Here is a 16,411-nt window from a genome sequence, read left to right as displayed (position 1 = left end):
CCTGCCCGCGGCGCCGACCGGGGCTCGGACTCCGGTTCTCAGCCGCCGGTCAGGGCGTGGCGCAGGGCCGTGTCGACGGCCAGCAGGCCGCCGTCCACGGGCAGGGTCACCCCGGTGATCCAGGAGGCGTCGCGGGAGGCGAGGAACGCGACCGCCGCCGCGATGTCCTCGGGGCGGCCGACCCGGCCCAGCGGATAGTGCGCGGCGGCCCGCGCCAAACCCGCCTCGCGGCCGTCCCAGTTGGGCGTGTGCACGGTGCCGGGGGCCACCAGATTGACCCGTACGCCGCGCTCGGCCGCGCGCCCGGCGAGGGTGCGGGTCAGGCTCGCCAGCCCGGCCTTGGCCGCGCTGTAGGCGTGATTGCCGAAGTCCCGCTCGCCGTTGACCGAGCCGATGTTGACGATCGCGCCCCGGCCCCCGGGCGCCGCCGCCAGATGCGGCAGCGCGGCACGGGCGCAGCGGAACGCGCCGGTCAGGGTGATGTCCAGATCGCGGTGCCAGGTCTCGTCCGACTCGTCCTCGAAGCGGGCCGCGTCCGGGTGGCAGGACAGGGCGTTGTTGACGAGCACGTCCAGGGCGCCGAACCGCTCCACGGCGGTGGCGACGGCGCGCTCCACGGCCGCCCGGTCGGCGACGTCGCAGGCCAGGGCCTCGGCGGTGCCGCCACCGGCGCCGCCGCCGTCGAGCTCCGCGCGGAGCGCGGCGGCGGCGCGGTCGGCGCGCTCGCCGTCGACGTCCGTGACGAGCACGGCGGCGCCCTCGGCGGCCAGCCGGCGGGCGATGGCCTCCCCGATGCCCCGCCCGGCACCGGTGACCAGAACGCTGTACCCCTCGAATCGCCGCATGCGGCGGTTCTTCCCGCGCGGGGTGTGTTTACGTCGCCCGGTGCGGGTGTTTTTCCCGGGGCGTACGGGGGTGGTGGAGGCGCGCGCCGATGCGGTGCCGGGGCGCGCGGCGTCTCGTACGTGGCGCGGCGCACGGTGTCGGGGCGCGGCTCGGCGTCGGCCGGAGGGGGCGCGGGACGAAGGATCTCCCCGTACCGGGGCCGGCCCTGCCGGAGGCCGGCCAGGACGCGGGCGTGTCCGGCCCGAGGCGGGCACGTGCGCCGGGGCACCTTCCGGCGGTGGCCGGGCGGGGCCCCGGCAGACGCGCTCTACGCGGCGAGGGCCGTGCGGAGGGCGCGGATCAGGCCCTGCGCGCGGGGGTCCGCGGTGACGTTGCGCTGCATGCCGTTGGTGACGTAGCCGAACGCGATCCCCGACTCCGGGTCGGCGAAGGCGAGCGACCCGCCCCGCCCGGGGTGCCCGAACGAGCCGGGCGAGAGCAGCGGGCACGCCGGCCCGTGCAGCATGTAGCCGAGGCCGAAGCGCGTGCCGACGACCAGCACCCGGTCCGGGCCCGCGGACTCCTCCGTGCGCGCCAGCGTCAGCGTCGCGGGCGCGAAGAGCCGGACGCCGTCCTCCACCTCGCCGATGAGGGACGCGTAGCAGCGGGACAGCGCCCGGGCGGTGGCGATGCCGTTGGACGCGGGGAGTTCGGCGGCGCGGTAGCCGGGGTCGTTCTCGTCCGGGAGGGGGTCGATGGCGGCGAAGGCGCGCCGGGTGAGCGAGCCGGGGTCGCTCCAGGCGTCGGTGACGCTGCGCTTGGGCCGCAGCTTGAGCCCGGGGCCGGCGGGGGCCTCGGGGGCGGTCACGTCGGCTATGCGCCCGACCCGGCCGCGCGCGGCGACGTCCTCGGGCAGCCCGATCCACAGGGAGTCGGCGAGGCCCAGCGGCCGGGCCACCTCCTCGGCGACCCAGCGGCCCATGGTGCGCCCGGTGACGCGGCGGACGAGCTCGCCGAGGAGCCAGCTGTAGGTCTGCGCGTGGTAGCCGTGGGCCGAGCCGGGCTCCCAGGCGGGGGCCTGGGCGGCGACGGCCGCGGGCCCGCTCTCGCCGTCGGCGGCCTCGGCGGGGGTGAGGGAGCGGTCGAGCGCGGGCACGCCGGCCCGGTGGGAGAGCAGATGGCGTACGAGGACGCGCTCCTTGCCGTGGGCCTTGAACTCGGGCCAGTACGTGCCGACCGGGGCGTCGAGGTCGAGCTGTCCGCGCTGGTGCAGCAGGAGCGGTACGGCGGCGGCGACGCCCTTGGTGGCGGAGCGGACGATCTGCGCGGTGTCCTCGGCCCACGGGCGGGCGCCGTCGCGGCTTTCGCCGTCCGCGTCGGCCACGCCGCCCCACAGGTCCACGACCTTGCGGCCGTGCCGGTGGACGGTGACCGCCGCGCCGCGCTCGCCGCCGTGCGCGAAGTTCTTCACAAAGGCGTCCCGGACCGGCTCGAAGCCGTCCGCCACCGTGCCCTGGACGTCCACCACCACTGGTTCGCGCTCCTGCCGTACTCCGTTGACCCGTCAACCGTCGACCTCCCATAGTGCCTGTCTCCCGGTGGGGGGCGGCGGGCGGGGGCCCGAGTCCGTCACACCCCGGGCGCGTACGGCCGGCGCGGCCCGATCCCGTACGGACGGCGCGGCCCGTGGGGTGGCACAGGGCGGCGCCGGCCCGCCCCCGTACCGCCGGTCCCCCGAGTTGCCGCGGGGAACGCCCCGCCGAACCATGGGTGGGGTGAGCGAAGAACCGCGCCTCACCCCGCCCCTCGCCGCGGCGCCCACGGAGGCCGCCGGCGCGGCCGTCACGAGCCCCGACGGCGCGGGCGCCACCGCCGGCGCCTACCTCCGCTTCCCCCACCTCCACGGCGGCCTCGTCTGCTTCGCCGCCGAGGACGACCTGTGGCTGGCACCCCTGGCCACCGGCCCGGGTGCCGCCCCCACCCGCGCCTGGCGGCTGACCGTCGACCGCACCCGGGTCTCGCACCCCCGGTTCTCCCCCGACGGCCGGCAGATCGCGTTCACCACCTGGCGCAGCCTGGACCCCGAGATCCACCTCGTGCCCGTGGCCGGCGGCCCGGCCCGCCGGCTCACCTACTGGGGCAGCACCGACACCCGCGTCTGCGGCTGGACCCCGCCGGAGGCGGACGGCTCCGCCCACATCCTGGCCGTGGCCTCGCACGGCCAGCCGTTCTCGTACTTCTCCTGGAGCTACAAGGTGCCGACCGACGGCGGCCCCGGCAGCCGGCTGCCGTGGGGTCCGGTGTCCGACATCGCCGTCGCCGACGTCCGCGGCGAGCACCTCACGCTCCTGCTCACCGGCAAGCCGCCGCACGAGCCCGCCTCCTGGAAGCGCTACCGCGGGGGCGCCATGGGCCGGCTGTGGCTGCGGGGCGAGCGGCTGCTGCCGGAGCTGTACGGGCACCTCGACTGTCCGATGTTCGTGGGCGAGCGGATCGCGTTCCTCTCCGACCACGAGGGCGTCGGCAACCTCTACTCCTGCCGGCACGACGGCACCGACCTGCGCCGCCACACCGATCACGACGCGTTCTACGCCCGGCACGCCTCGACCGACGGCTCCCGGGTCGTCTACCAGTGCGCGGGCGATCTCTATCTGGTGGACGACCTGGGTCCGGGGGCCGGCCCGCGGAAGCTGGTGGTCCGGCTGGGCGGGCCGCGGGCCGGACGGCGCACGTATCAGGCGCCCGCCGCCCCGCATGTGAACGCGCTGTCCGTGGACACCACCGGCCGGGCCAGCGCGGTGTGCGTGCGCGGCAGCCTCTACTGGCTGACCCATCGCGACGGCCCCGCCCGGACCATCTGCGACACCCCGGGCGTACGGGTGCGGCTGCCGGAGATGCTGGGCGCCACCGGCCGCGTCGCGTACGTCACGGACGCGGAGGGCGAGGACGCCATCGAGGTGGCGTATCTGCCGCGGGCGAGCGGCGGCCGGGAGCCGCTGCGGCTGGCGTCGGGGCGGCTCGGCCGGGTGCACGAGCTGATCTCGTCGCCGGACGGCAGTCTGCTGGCGGTGGCCTCGCACGACGGGCGGCTGCTGATCGTGCCGGTGCCGGACGGGGAGGGTCCGGTTCGGGGCGGCGAGGCTCCGGGTGGCGAAGCTTCGGAAGGCGAGGTTTCGGGCGGCGGGGGTGCTGCCGAGGGCGACGGCGGGGGCGGCGCGGAAGCCGAGGACGGCGTCGTGGAGCTCATCCGGTCCATCAACGGCCCCGTGCGCGACCTCGCGTTCTCCCCCGACTCCGGCTGGCTGACCTGGTCCCACCCCGGCATCGGCCGCTCGCTGCGGCTGATCAAGCTGGCCCGGCTCGCGGACCGGACCATCGTCGACGTCACCAACGGCCGGTTCGAGGACGAGCAGCCCGTGTTCACCCGCGACGGCCGCTATCTGGCGTTCCTGTCCTGGCGCGGCTTCGACCCGGTCTACGACGTGCACACCGGCGACCTCTCCTTCCCGCTCGGCTGCCGGCCGTATCTCGTGCCGCTGTCGTCCGCCACGCCGTCGCCGTTCGCGCTCTCGGCGGAGGGCCGGCCGGCGGCGGGCGGCCTGGACCCGCAGGACTCCGGCCCGATCGGCGACGGCTCAGTACTGGTGGAGGTGGAGGGGCTGGAGAGCCGGGTCGTGCAGTTCCCGGTGGCCGCCTCCAAGTACTCCTCGCTGCGCCCGGTCGCCGGCGGCGGCCTGGTCTGGCTGCGCTGGCCGATCTCCGGCGCGCTGGGCGAGACCTTCGCCAACCCGGCCGACACCACCGGCCGCCCCACGCTCGAACACTTCGACCTGGTGAAGGCCAAGCGCACAGAACTGGTCACGCACCTGGACTGGTTCGCCGTCAGCGGCGACGGCACCCGGCTGGTGTACGACGACGATGACGATCTGCGGGCCGTGCCCGCGACCGAGCCGGGCGACTCCGACTCGACGGTCGTGCTCGATCCACGGCGCATCCTGCACGACGTGGACCCGGCGGCGGAGTGGCGGCAGGCGTACGACGAGGCCGGGCGGATCGTCCGCGCCTACTTCTGGGAGCCGGGCATGTGCGGGGTGGACTGGGACGGGGTGCTGGACCAGTACCGCCCGCTGGTCGAACGCGTCGCATCCCCGGACGAGTTCGCCGATCTGCTGCGGGAGGTGCTCGGCGAGCTGGGCACCTCGCACGCGTATGTCACCCCCGCCCGCCGCAACGAGGGGCCGCCGCACTACCAGCGCCCCATCGGGCTGCTGGGCGCCAACTTCGCCCCCACCAAGGACGGCGGCTGGGCGGTGCGGCGCGTGCTGGCCGGCGAGTCGTCCGACTCCCGGGCGCGCTCGCCGCTGGCCGGCAGCGGCATCCGCGAGGGCTGGCTGCTCACCCATGTGGACGGCCGGGCGGTCGACCCGGTCGCCGGGCCCTACCCGCTGCTGGCGGCGGCCGGCGGCACCACGGTCGAGCTGACCTTCGTCCCGCCCGCGGCGGAGGGCGGCGCGAGCGGCGCGGGCAGCGCTCAGGGTCCGCCGCGCCGGGTCGCGATCGTGCCGCTGATCGACGAACGGCCGCTGCGCTACCAGGACTGGGTGGCCAAGCGGCGCGCGGTCGTCCGGGAGCTGAGCGGCGGCAAGTGCGGCTATCTGCACATCCCCGACATGGGCGGCTCCGGGTGGGCCCAGTTCAACCGCGATCTGCGGATGGAGCTCTCGCGCCCCTCCCTCATCGTGGACGTGCGGGGCAACGCCGGCGGCAACATCAGCGAACTCGTCGTCGAGAAGCTCACCCGCAGGATCGTCGGCTGGGACCTGACCCGGGACGCGCAGCCCGTCTCGTACGCCTCGAACGCGCCCCGGGGGCCGGTCGTCGCCCTCGCCGACGAGATGACCTCCTCCGACGGCGACATGATCACCGCGGCGTTCAAGCTGCTGGGGCTCGGGCCCGTGGTGGGGCTGCGCACCTGGGGCGGGGTCGTCGGCATGACCGGCCGCCACCGGCTGGGCGACGGCACGGTCATCACGGTGCCGATGAACGCCGCGTGGTTCACGCGGTACGGCTGGGGCGTCGAGAACCACGGCGTCGAACCCGACATCGAGGCCGAACGGACGCCGCTGGACTGGGCGGAGGGCCGCCACCGACAGCTCTCCGACGCAGTCGAGGTGGCGCTGGAGCTGCTGGAGCGGGAGCCGGCGGCCGGGCCGCCGGACTACTCCGACGTCCCGGACCTGCGCCGGCCCAAGCTCCCGCCGAGGGCGGGCTGATCACGGCCTCTCCCCGAGAAGACCCACCGCTTCGGGAGCAGCTACTCCTTCGCAACAGCTACCGCTTCGGACAGAACTACTGCTTCGGGAAGACGAAGACGCCCTCGTCCAGGACGACCGCCCCGTGACCCGTACTGCTGAAGGCCGGAATCTCGTCGGTCTCCACCTCACCCGGCTTGGCGAGCACCTGCTTGGTCCTGAGGTCGACGGCGACGAGCTGGCTCCACGTGCCCGCGTACTGGCTGGTCGCGCCGTACAGCACCCCGTTGCCGGCGGACAGCGGAGCGAGGCTCGTCTCGTCCTGCTCCTGCGTCCACACCTGCTTGCCGGTGGCGAGCTCCCAGACGGTGGTGAGCTCCCGTGCGGAGTCGGTGCGGCCCGTGGTGGCCAGCAGTCCTGTCGACGGGTCGTACGTCACGTACAGGAACTGGTCCTCGCCGACGCGCTCCTGGTCGATGGACCACGACCTGGCCTGCACGGTCGGGCCGGTGGCCACGAGCCGCCCGGTCCTGATGTCGTGCACGGCCAGCTGCCAGGGCTCCGTGACCTTCCCCTCCGCCGTGGTCCGCCAGGCCAGCACGGCCTTGTCGCCCACGACGGTGACCGGGCGCGCGTACGGGCCGTCGGCCGGTCCCTCGCCCACCGCCCGCGCGGGCTTCTCCGCCTCGGCGGCGGTCCACACCTTCCGGCCGGTGGCCGCCTCGCTGACGATCAGCCGCTTGGGGTGGACGAAGGGGGAGGCGCCCGGGGCCTCCTCGGAGGTGAAGACGTGGTCGCCGATGGCCAGTCGGCCGGGCTCGCCCGTCCGCCCCCGGTCCGTCTCGGCGGGGCCCTGGGTGCGCCAGATCTCCTTGTTGCCCGGCAGCGTGTGCTCCTGGCCGCCCTCGACGGGGGTGACCTTCCGGCCGGAGTCGAACACCCAGGCGTCGTCGATCCGGCGCGAGCCTGCCGAGGTGTCGGCCTGCCCGAGCTTCTTGCCCCGGGCGTCGTAGATCTCGGAGACCGTGGCGCGCTTGGCCGCGGTCAGCCCGTCGGAGGGGGTGTCCTTCTCCACGTCGACGCGGAGCGCGGGCGCGCCGTGCCAGGTGGCCGCGTACACCCGGCCCTTCTCCACGGTCACCGTCGCGCGGACGGACCCGCTGCCGGCGTCCCGGAACTCCACCGTCTTCGGGCCCTCGCGCCGTGCCGGGTCCCGGTCGCCGTTCGGGCCGCCCTCGGAGGGCTTCGCCGCCCCCGGGCCTCCGGAGACGACGGCGAAGGCGTCGCCCACCGCGATGACGGAGGCGCCGCCGCTCGGCTTCGGCAGGCTCCAGGCGGCGGTGGCGGCGAGCCCGGGGAGCTTCTTGCCGCTGTACGCGGGCCGAGCGCCGGTGCTCGCCGACGGCGAGGACGGGGGCTTGTCGGCCCCCTTGTCCTGTCCGCCGCAGCCGGTCAGTACGGCGGCCGCGACGGCGATGGTGACGGCGGCGGCCGGAGCGGTGATACGGGCTCTGCGTGCCACGTGGAAGGTCCCCCCTGTGATCGTTTTTGCGATCGGAAGGGTATCCCGTGGTCGCGGGGGCCGGTGCTCCGGTGAGCGCCGAGGGCCGGGCGCGCGGGAGGGGCGCGCCGGGTGTCCGGCGCGCCCCTCACCACAGCTCACCATGGGTCACGCGTGCGGGGACGCGGGACCCGCCCGGCTCACCGGTCGTCGAGCTCGTCGCGGATGTCGTCGAACGACTGCTGACGCTCGCCCTCGCGGCCCTTCTGCGAGCGCTCGCGCAGCTTGTCCTGGGCCTGCTGGCCCCGCTGCTGCGCGTCGTCCTTCTGCTCCTGCATCTTCCGCCTGGCCTGCTCGGCCTTGCTCTTCATCTTGTCCTGCATGCCCATGAATGTGTCACTCCTCGTCGGGTGAACCGGGTGGGTGAGGACCCGCGCCGGGCTTGCCGGAGCGGGCCCCGACCAGCGTGACACGGTCGGACATTCTTCGCATTTCACATGCGCTACGAGGGTGTTCCCTCCCGCGCCCGTTCGCCCGCGGCACCGCCCGGCACCCGCTCGTCCGCCGCGCCACGCCGCGCCCGTTCGTCCGCCGCGCCGCCCGCGCCCACCAGGCCGCCCCACGTCCGGGGCCCGGCCGCCAGCAGCGGCTCGACCCGGCGCAGTTCCCGGCCGGAGCCCAGCGCGATGAGCGAGGGCAGCGCCCCCCGCAGCGGCTGCATCCCGCGCAGCCACCACTGCCCGTAGACGTGCGCGGCCCGGCGCTCGATGCCGTCGGCCAGCCGGTCGACGGCCGGGCCCAGCGGATACGTGCGGTTGGCCGGCCACGGCAGCCGGCCGCGCAACTCCCGCATGACGTCGTGCTCGTCCGCGCCGCGCACCATGTCCGTGTCGGTCCAGCTGAGATAGCCGACCCCGACGCGTACGCCCCGGTGCCCCACCTCCGTGCGCAGGCTGTGCGCGAACGCCTCCACCCCGGCCTTGGAGGCGCAGTACGCCGTCATCAGGGGGCTGGGGGCGATCGCCGCCAGCGAGGCGATCTGCAGCAGATAGCCGCGCGAGGCCAGCAGGGCGGGCAGGAAGGACCGGGCGGTCGTGACGCTGCCCAGCAGATTGACCTCGACGACCCGGTTCCAGGACGCGGCGTCGGAGTCGGTGAACGGGCCGCCGGTGGCCACCCCGGCGTTGGCCACCACCGCGTCCACCCGCCCGAAGTGCCCGGCCACCGCCTCCGCCACGGCCGCCATCGCCTCGGCGTCCGTCACGTCCGCGTACCAGTGGGCGGAGTCGGTGGGCAACTGCTCGGAGAGGGCGCCCAGGCGCTCCGGTTCGAGGCCGACCAGCGCCAGCCTGGCGCCGCGGGCGGCGAGCTTCCTGGCCAGCAGCTCGCCGACGCCGCGGGCGGCGCCCGTGACGACGACGGTCCGGCCCCGCAGGACCCGGTGAGCCATCACGACGCCGTCGCCTCCTTCCCCGTGGAACGGGCCTTCTGCGCGGGCACCGTCGCGCCTCCCCCGGCCGGCCCGGCGAGCGTTGTGCGCACCAGCCCCCGTATGGCCGCCGCGGTCGTCTCCGGGTCCTCCATCGGCGTCATATGGCCCACCCCCGGCAGCTCGATCAGCCCCGTGCAGTTGGGCAGCGCCTCGGCCAGCCGGCGGGCGTGGGGCGGGGGCGTGAGCCGGTCGGCGGTGCCGACGAGGACCGTGGTGGGGGCGGTCAGGGACCCCAGGCCCCGGTCGAGGTCGAGCTCGCACAGCACCCGGCCCCACCGGGACCGTACGGGCGGCGGGCAGGCGTGCACGATACGGGTGCAGGCCGCCACCGCCTCGGGGGCCGAGGCGGCGCCCATGGTCGCGTACTTGAGCACCCGCATGGCCAGCGGGGTGACCGGCCCCAGGGGCGTGCGCGCCTGGAGGGCCACCCGGTGCGCGAAGGTGCGCAGCTTCCCGGCGCGCAGCGGTATGACCAGCGCCTCCGCCAGCAGTTGGGAACTGCCGGTGCTGCACAGCAGTATCCCGGCCGCCCGCTCCCGCACCGCGGCCCGGTCGGCCGCCGCCATGATGGTCATGCCGCCCATCGAGTGCCCGGCGAGCACCGCGCGCTCCCCCGGGGCGAGCGTCGCGCCCAGCACGGCCTCCAGGTCGTCGGCGAGGGCGTCGGTGCTGTAGCCCCCGGGGCCGGCGGCCGGGCTGCGGCCGTGGCCCCGCTGGTCGTAGACGACCACCCGGTGGTCGGCGGCCAGCTCCCGCACGACCGGCCCCCAGAAGGCGGTGGAGCAGGTCCAGCCGTGGACCAGCACCACGGCGGGCGCCCCCTCCGGGCCGTGGACCTGGGCGTGCAACCGGGAGCCGTCGGCGGAGGTCACGGTCGGCTCGTGCAGGGGCTCGGGCGGCCCGTAGCCGCCCGGGATCGGATCGACGGTGCGGCGGCGCGCCAGGGGCCGGCGGCGCGCCACGGCGCGCGGTTCGCGGCTCATCGGGTCACCGCCGCGCCGGCCCGGGCGGTGTCCGTGGCCGGCGCCCCGGCCCCGGACGTGGCAGGCACCCCGGCCCCGGACGCATCCGGTGTTCCCGCCCCGGCCGTGGCCGGCGGCACCGGGTCCGCGCCGGCCCGGGCGGGCTCGCCCGCGAGGACGGGTCCCGCCGCCCCCGCGGCGGCGCGCGGGGCCCTCGGCGCCCGGAGCACCGCGTACTCCGAGAGCCGCACCTCCCGGGTGGCCTTCCGGAACTCGCTCGTCGTGCCCGGCCAGACAGTGGTGTTGCGCCCGTGCGCGTCCAGATACCAGCTCTCGCAGCCGCCGGTGTTCCACACCGTGTGCCGCATCCGGTCCTGGAGCCGCCGGTTCCACGCGCCCACGGCCGAGGGGCGGGCGTCGAGCGCGGCCTTGCCGCCGGCGCGCTCCAGGTCGTCCAACTGCCGCAGGAAGTCGATCAGATACGTGAGCTGGGACTCGATCATCAGAATCATCGAGCTGTTGCCCAGGCCGGTGTTGGGGCCGATGATCGTGAGGAAGTTGGGGAACCCCGCCGCGCTGGTGCCACGCAGGGCCGCCATGCCGCCCCGCCAGGACTCGGCCAGGGTGGTGCCGTCCGCGCCGGTGACCCGCTCGGTGATCGGCATGTCGGTGACCCGGAAGCCGGTTCCGAAGATCAGGACGTCCGCCTCCGCCCGGCTGCCGTCGGCGGCGATCAGCGTGGAGCCGCGCACCTCGGCCAGGCCCGACGCCACGAGGTCGACATTGGGGCGGGTGAGCGCCGGATAGAAGTCGTTGGACAGCAGGATGCGCTTGCAGCCGATGGTGTAGTCCGGGGTGAGCGCGGCCCGCAGCGCCGGGTCCTTCACCGCCCGGTGCAGATGGGCGAGGGCGATCCGCTGCGCCGCCCGCATGCCGCCGGTCCGCCGGGCGAACGAGTCGACCTGCAACTCCCGTACGCCCCACAGCACTCCGCGGCGCACCGCGCGGGTGACCGGCGCGACGCTGTGCAGCCACTGCTCGGCCGCGGTGATCCGCCGGTCGAGGCGCGGCAGAATCCAGGCGGGGGTGCGCTGGAAGAGCGTCAGCCGGCCCACCTCCGGCTGGACGGCGGGCACGATCTGGATCGCGGACGCGCCCGTGCCGACCACGGCCACGCGCTTGCCGCGCAGCTCGACGTCGTGGTCCCAGCGCGCGGAGTGGAAGACCTGCCCGGGGAAGCCGTCGAGACCCGGGATGTCGGGGATCTTGGGGTCGGAGAGCGGGCCGGTGCCGGAGACGACCACATCGGCGGTGAGCGGGCCCGTGGCCGTGTCGATCTCCCAGTGCAGCTCCCGGGAGTTCCAGCGCAGGCCGCGCACCTCGGAGTCGAGGCGGATGTGCGGGCGCAGCCCGAAGGTGTCGGCGACGTCCTCCAGATACGCCCGGATGTGCGGCTGGCCCGAGAAGTTGCGCGGCCAGCGGGGGTTGGGCGCGAACGAGAAGGAGTACAGGTGGGAGGGCACGTCGCAGGCGCAGCCCGGATAGGTGTTGTCCCGCCAGGTGCCGCCGACGGCGCTCGCGCGCTCCAGGACGACGAAGTCCGTGATGCCGGCGCGGCGCAGCCGCACGGCGGCGCCCAGCCCGCTGAAGCCGGAGCCGATCACGGCGACGCGCACGTGGGAGAGCTCCCGGGGGTGGGCGCGCGTCCGGGACCGCGCTGGCGGCTGCGGCTGATGCTCGGGTGGTGTCCGACCGTTCTGGCACTCTGTCATGCCGCTGCCTCCCACTGCCGGGAACGACTCCTGAACGACTGTGCCAGCAATCACTGGCATGATGGGAGAGTAGGCCAGAGCGCTACGGCGCGGTAGGGGGCCGCGCACATCCGTCGCACGAACCCCGCGCGGCGCGGGCGGCGGCCGGGGACGCCCACCGGCCGGCCGGACAGCCGCCGGACAACCGCCGGGCAACCGCCGGGCAGCGGTCCGCGGGCCGCCGGGCGGCTAGGGTGCGGGGCGTGGCGACCGACGATCCCTCCGAGTACCGGACCGCGGAGCTGGCGGAACGAGCCGGCATCTCCGTGCGTACCCTGCGCTTCTACCGCGAGCGCAAGCTGCTCCCGCCGCCGCGCCGGGAGGGCCGGATCGCCTGGTACAACGACCACCATCTGGCCCGGCTGCGGACGATCGCCGCGCTGCTCGAACGCGGTCACACGCTGGGCGGCATCGCGGAGCTCATCACCGCCTTCGAGAGCGGCCGGGACGTCGCCGAACTGCTCGGTTTCTCCGGCGACTTCCACCAGACCTTCACCGAGGAGACCCCGGTCCGGCTCACCCCGGAGGAGCTCGCCGACTACTTCGCCGCCGATGTCACCGCGGACAACCTGGCCGCCTCCCTCGACCTCGGCTATCTCGCCGTCGACGGGGACGCGATCGTGCACGTCAGCCGGCGGCTGCTGGATGTCTCGGCCGCACTCGTACGGGAGGGCGTGCCGCTCGCCGCCGTCCTCGCGGCGGCCAAGGAGGTACGGGCGCACACCGACGCGCTCGCCGAGCTCTTCACCACCCTCGTGCGCCACCACGTGGTGGGCGCGGACGCCGGCCGGGCCCCCTCGGCGGAGCCCGTCACGGCCGCCCTGGACCGGCTGCGCCCGCTGGCCAAGAGCGTCGTCGAGGCGGAGCTCTCGATGGCCATGGACCGCCGGATGCGGGCCGAACGGGAGTCCGGCGGCGACCCGCGGTCCTGAGCACCGTTCGCGGCTCCCAGTACTGAGAACCGCCTCCGGGCCGCAGTACTGCGAGCCGTTCGCGGCCCGGAGGCGTGGCGGGCGGCGCACACTGGTGACATGTGCCGCAGCATCAAGACCCTCCGTCCGCCGGCCACGCCCGAGGTCGGCGAGGACGACATCCGGGCCGCAGCCCTCCAGTACGTCCGCAAGATCTCCGGCTTCCGGGCGCCCGCCGCCCACAATCGCGAGGTCTTCGACGAGGCGGTGGACGCGGTGGCCGAGGCCACCCGGCGCCTCCTCGACGGTCTGGAGATCCGCGGCGCCCACCGCGGGGCGTAGCAGCCCGTTCCCGTCCCCGCCCGACCCATGGTGGTCCGCGCGGTCCCGGACCCTTGTGCTCGCCGATGCGCTGGGTACGCTCGACAGCACGGAGAGAGAGGGTCGTCGGGTGTCAGTACTGCCTGAGATCACCAAGCACCACTGCAAGCAGTGCGGCGCTGAGGCGTTCGGGACGTACGGACGCTACGCGTGCACGGCGTGCGGTTACTGCTCGCCCTATATGGAGCCTCCCGAGGGCTGGCAGTCGGACGACGCGGAGGAGGCACCGGCGGGCGGCGGCCCGCTGTGAGCCCGTGAGCCCCTGACGCTTGGGGACCGGGGCGCGGGGCGCACGCCCGTGGGGCCCGCTACCCCGCGCGCCGCTCGAAGACCGCCGTCACCGGCGCGTGGTCGCTCCACCGCAGGTCGTAGCTGGCCGCCCGCTCCACATGGGCCTTCACACAGCGCTCCGCCAGACCGGCGGTCGCGACGATGTAGTCGATCCGCCAGCCGCTGTCGTTGTCGAACGCCTTGCCCCGGTAGGACCACCACGAGTACGGCCCGGCCACCCCCGGGTGCAGCCGCCGTACGACGTCGACGTACCGCTCCTCCTCGAACACGCGGGTCAGCCAGGCGCGCTCCTCCGGCAGGAAGCCCGCCTTCTTGGTGTTCGCCTTCCAGTTCTTCAGGTCCGCCTCCTGGTGCGCGATGTTCCAGTCACCGCACACCAGCACCTCCCGGCCGTCGGCGGCGGCCCGCTCCCGCAGCTCCGCCAGGTACGGCAGGAACGCGGCCATGAAGCGCTCCTTCTCGTCCTGCCGCTCCGTGCCCACCTCGCCCGAGGGCAGATAGAGGCTCGCCACGGTCAGCCCCGGCAGGTCCACCTCCACGTACCGGCCGCTGGCGTCGAACTCCGACGAGCCGAAGCCCACGCGCACCCGCTCCGGCTCGCGCCGGGTGTAGACCGCGACCCCGGCCCGGCCCTTGGCGGCGGCCGGCGCGTACACGGCATGCCAGCCGGCCGGGTCGCGGACCTCGGCGGGGAGCTGCCCGGGCTCGGCGCGCACCTCCTGGAGGAGCACCACATCGGCCTCGGTGCGGGCCAGCCACTCGACGAAGCCCTTCTTCGCGGCGGCACGGAGTCCGTTCACATTGACGGTGGTCACGGTCAGCAAGACAGGCTCCCCAAGGGGCGGAGGACAACCCCGGCAGCCTACGTGACGTGCCGGCCCCGGTCGGAAATCCCGCCCGCCGCCCGATCGCTCACCCGTACGATGGAGCGCATGCTGATCCGCCGTGTGCGCTACGACCACCCCGACGCAGTGAAGCTCGACGATCAGGTTCAGCTCGAATACGTCGAGCGCTACGGCGACGGGGACGTGTCCCTGCCGGACCCGGCGGAGTTCGCCCCGCCGCACGGCCTGTATCTGCTCGCCTACGACGGCGAGCACCCGGTGGCCAGCGGCGGCTGGCGCACGATGGACGCCTCCCCCGAGGGGTTCGCCGACGGCGACGCCGAGGTGAAGCGCATGTACGTGGTGCCCGAGGCGCGCGGGCGGGGCATGGCCCGGCGCATCCTCGCCGAGCTGGAGAAGGACGCCCGCGCGGCGGGGCGGCTGCGGATGGTGCTGTCGACCGGTGACCAGCAGCCGGAGGCCATAGCCCTCTACCTCTCCAGCGGGTACGTGCCCGCCGAGACGAAGTTCGGGCCGTACCGGGACAAGTGCGGCTGCCACTGCTTCACCAAGCCGCTGGTCCCCGCGCCCGCGCGGGACTCCGTGCGGCCCTGACACCCGTCCTGACCCCGTACGGGTCACGGGCTCGGCCCTCGCTCCGTACGGGTCGCGGGCTCGCTCCGTACGCGTCGCGGCTTCGATCCGTACGCGTCACGGCTTCCGTCCGTACGGGTCGCGGGCGGCGTCAGGGCGCGGGCGTGTCGTCGATCTCCACCGCGTTGCCCAGGTCCAGCACCGCCTCCGCGCCCCCGCCCTCCGGGTTGGCGAAGGTCAGCCGCGCGCCCAGCACCCGCGCCTGGCCCATGGCGATGGTCAGCCCCAGGCCCAGCCCCTGCCGGTCCCGGGCGCCCGACCGGAACCGCTGCGGGCCGTGCGCCAGCAGGTCCTCCGGGAAGCCGGGCCCCGCGTCGCGCACCCTGATCACCGGCGCCGCCACCTCCACCGTCACCGGCGCCGCGCCGTGCCGCAGCGCGTTGCTGACCAGGTTGGCGAGCACCCGTTCCACCCGGCGGGCGTCCGTCTCGGCCAGCGCGTCCGCCGTCACCCGTACGCGCACCCCCGGGTCGTCGCCCGCGCCGGCCGCGCCCACCGCCCGCCGGGCGAGCGCGCTCAGCAGCACCGGCTCGGTCTCGGGCCACTCGGCCCGGCTGTCGAGCCGGGCCACCTCCAGCACGTCCTCCACCAGGGCCCTGACCCGCTGGGCCCGGTCCCGCACCAGCTCCGAGGGGCGGCTCGGCGGCAGCAGCTCCGCCGCCGCGACCAGTCCGGCCACCGGCGTACGGAGCTCGTGCGCGATGTTCGCGGTGACCTCGCGCTCCGCCTGGAGCCGGGCGGCCAGCGCGTCGGCCATGGTGTTGACGGCCGCCGTCAGCCGGTCGATCTCGTCCTTGCCCCGGGTGGGCAGCCGGGCCGTGAGATCGCCCTCGGCGATCCGCTGCGCGGTGTCCGCCGAAACGGTCAGCCGGCGCCCCAGCCCGGCGGCGACCAGCAGGCCGACCACGCTGGCCACGCCCGTGCCCAGGCCGCCGGCGAGCCACAGCACCCGGTCCAGGTCGCGCAGGGCCCGGGCCTCGCGTCCGTAGTCGCGGCGCACGGCGATGACGTCGTCGCCGAGCTTGGTCGCCGCCCACAGGGTGGGGCCCGTCTGCGCCGCCTTGCCCGGGGGGCCGGCGGGCCTGCCGTCGGCGCCCCGGCCGGGCGGGCTCTCACCGCCCGAACCCGCCGCGTGGCCACCCTGGCCGGCTCCATGGCCAGCGGGGCCGGCTCCATGGCCGCCGTAGCCCTCCGGCCACGCGTCCTGTCCGCTCCGGCCGTCCCGGCCGTCCCGCCCGTTGTCCAGATAGGTGGCCCGGCGGCCCGTCTGGACGGCCGCCCAGAGCCGCGGCGGCAGGTCCGGCGGGTTCACCAGCGTGCGGTAGTGGTCCACGCCCGCCGCGTGGTCCTGGACGGCGTCCTGCAAGCGGGTGTCCAGCACCTCGCGCGCGGAGTCCAGTTGGGCCCTGCCCGCGCGGTGGTGGACCAGCAGCCCCACCAGGACCGCGACCAGGGCGGCGGTGCAGGCGATGGCGAGACCTATCCGGGACCGTATGCCCATGCGCGA

The 16,411-nt window shown here is 75.4% G+C and carries 14 protein-coding genes; 5 read left to right on the top strand and 9 right to left on the bottom strand.

Annotation, left to right across the window (positions count from 1 at the left end):
- Positions 1-38: 38 nt before the first annotated feature.
- Both ACSNOD_RS01485 and ACSNOD_RS01480 read right to left on the bottom strand, forming a co-directional pair.
- Complete coding sequence (locus ACSNOD_RS01485; RefSeq protein ID WP_436764837.1) at positions 39-845, bottom strand: SDR family NAD(P)-dependent oxidoreductase; 807 nt, start codon at positions 843-845, stop codon at positions 39-41.
- 308 nt (positions 846-1,153) lie between these two features.
- Complete coding sequence (locus ACSNOD_RS01480) at positions 1,154-2,350, bottom strand: serine hydrolase domain-containing protein (RefSeq protein ID WP_436764866.1); 1,197 nt, start codon at positions 2,348-2,350, stop codon at positions 1,154-1,156.
- Between the two features lie 250 nt (positions 2,351-2,600).
- Between ACSNOD_RS01480 and ACSNOD_RS01475 the strand changes: the two genes are divergently transcribed.
- Positions 2,601-6,098, top strand: coding sequence for a S41 family peptidase (locus ACSNOD_RS01475; RefSeq protein WP_436764836.1), 3,498 nt, complete (start codon positions 2,601-2,603; stop codon positions 6,096-6,098).
- Between the two features lie 76 nt (positions 6,099-6,174).
- On the opposite strand, the gene ACSNOD_RS01470 is transcribed toward ACSNOD_RS01475, so the two are convergent.
- The 5 genes from ACSNOD_RS01470 to ACSNOD_RS01450 all read right to left on the bottom strand — a co-directional run bounded on the left by ACSNOD_RS01470 (position 6,175) and on the right by ACSNOD_RS01450 (position 11,708).
- Positions 6,175-7,599: a hypothetical protein gene (locus ACSNOD_RS01470; protein ID WP_436764835.1), complete on the bottom strand. Its 1,425-nt coding sequence runs from the start codon at positions 7,597-7,599 to the stop codon at positions 6,175-6,177.
- Between the two features lie 179 nt (positions 7,600-7,778).
- Positions 7,779-7,961 (bottom strand): hypothetical protein, encoded by a 183-nt coding sequence (locus ACSNOD_RS01465; RefSeq protein WP_436764834.1) that lies wholly within the window; start codon positions 7,959-7,961, stop codon positions 7,779-7,781.
- A gap of 119 nt (positions 7,962-8,080) precedes the next feature.
- The gene (locus ACSNOD_RS01460) at positions 8,081-9,028 is read right to left on the bottom strand and encodes an SDR family oxidoreductase (protein WP_436764833.1); all 948 of its coding nucleotides are present in this window, start codon (positions 9,026-9,028) and stop codon (positions 8,081-8,083) included.
- Positions 9,028-10,053, bottom strand: coding sequence for an alpha/beta fold hydrolase (locus ACSNOD_RS01455; protein ID WP_436764832.1), 1,026 nt, complete (start codon positions 10,051-10,053; stop codon positions 9,028-9,030). The genes ACSNOD_RS01460 and ACSNOD_RS01455 overlap by 1 nt, the downstream gene beginning before the upstream one ends.
- Positions 10,050-11,708 carry a flavin-containing monooxygenase gene (locus ACSNOD_RS01450; RefSeq protein WP_436764831.1) on the bottom strand — a complete coding sequence of 553 codons (1,659 nt, stop codon included), beginning with the start codon at positions 11,706-11,708 and terminating at the stop codon, positions 10,050-10,052. Before ACSNOD_RS01450 ends, ACSNOD_RS01455 begins: the two co-directional genes overlap by 4 nt.
- Before the next feature lie 338 nt (positions 11,709-12,046).
- Here ACSNOD_RS01450 and ACSNOD_RS01445 point away from each other — a divergent pair, with 338 nt between their 5' ends.
- The 3 genes from ACSNOD_RS01445 to ACSNOD_RS01435 all read left to right on the top strand — a co-directional run bounded on the left by ACSNOD_RS01445 (position 12,047) and on the right by ACSNOD_RS01435 (position 13,385).
- On the top strand, positions 12,047-12,775 hold the full coding sequence (locus tag ACSNOD_RS01445; protein ID WP_436764830.1) for a MerR family transcriptional regulator: 729 nt from the start codon (positions 12,047-12,049) through the stop codon (positions 12,773-12,775).
- 99 nt (positions 12,776-12,874) lie between these two features.
- Entirely contained in the window at positions 12,875-13,096 is a 222-nt protein-coding gene (locus tag ACSNOD_RS01440) for a DUF2277 domain-containing protein (RefSeq protein ID WP_436764829.1), read from the top strand.
- Positions 13,097-13,205: 109 nt separating this feature from the next.
- Positions 13,206-13,385 carry a hypothetical protein gene (locus ACSNOD_RS01435; protein WP_436764828.1) on the top strand — a complete coding sequence of 60 codons (180 nt, stop codon included), beginning with the start codon at positions 13,206-13,208 and terminating at the stop codon, positions 13,383-13,385.
- Positions 13,386-13,443: 58 nt separating this feature from the next.
- Here the strand turns inward: ACSNOD_RS01435 and ACSNOD_RS01430 are convergent, their stop codons facing one another.
- Positions 13,444-14,250: an exodeoxyribonuclease III gene (locus tag ACSNOD_RS01430; protein ID WP_436764827.1), complete on the bottom strand. Its 807-nt coding sequence runs from the start codon at positions 14,248-14,250 to the stop codon at positions 13,444-13,446.
- 108 nt (positions 14,251-14,358) lie between these two features.
- On the opposite strand from ACSNOD_RS01430, the gene ACSNOD_RS01425 reads away from it, so the two are divergent.
- The gene (locus tag ACSNOD_RS01425) at positions 14,359-14,865 is read left to right on the top strand and encodes a GNAT family N-acetyltransferase (protein WP_436764826.1); all 507 of its coding nucleotides are present in this window, start codon (positions 14,359-14,361) and stop codon (positions 14,863-14,865) included.
- 130 nt (positions 14,866-14,995) lie between these two features.
- On the opposite strand, the gene ACSNOD_RS01420 is transcribed toward ACSNOD_RS01425, so the two are convergent.
- Positions 14,996-16,405 (bottom strand): sensor histidine kinase, encoded by a 1,410-nt coding sequence (locus ACSNOD_RS01420; RefSeq protein ID WP_436764825.1) that lies wholly within the window; start codon positions 16,403-16,405, stop codon positions 14,996-14,998.
- Between the last annotated feature and the right edge of the window lie 6 nt (positions 16,406-16,411).

The sequence above is a fragment of the Streptomyces sp. URMC 123 genome, assembly GCF_051386515.1.
GTDB lineage: Bacteria > Actinomycetota > Actinomycetes > Streptomycetales > Streptomycetaceae > Streptomyces.
This window is presented reverse-complemented; position numbering and strand designations above follow the sequence as displayed.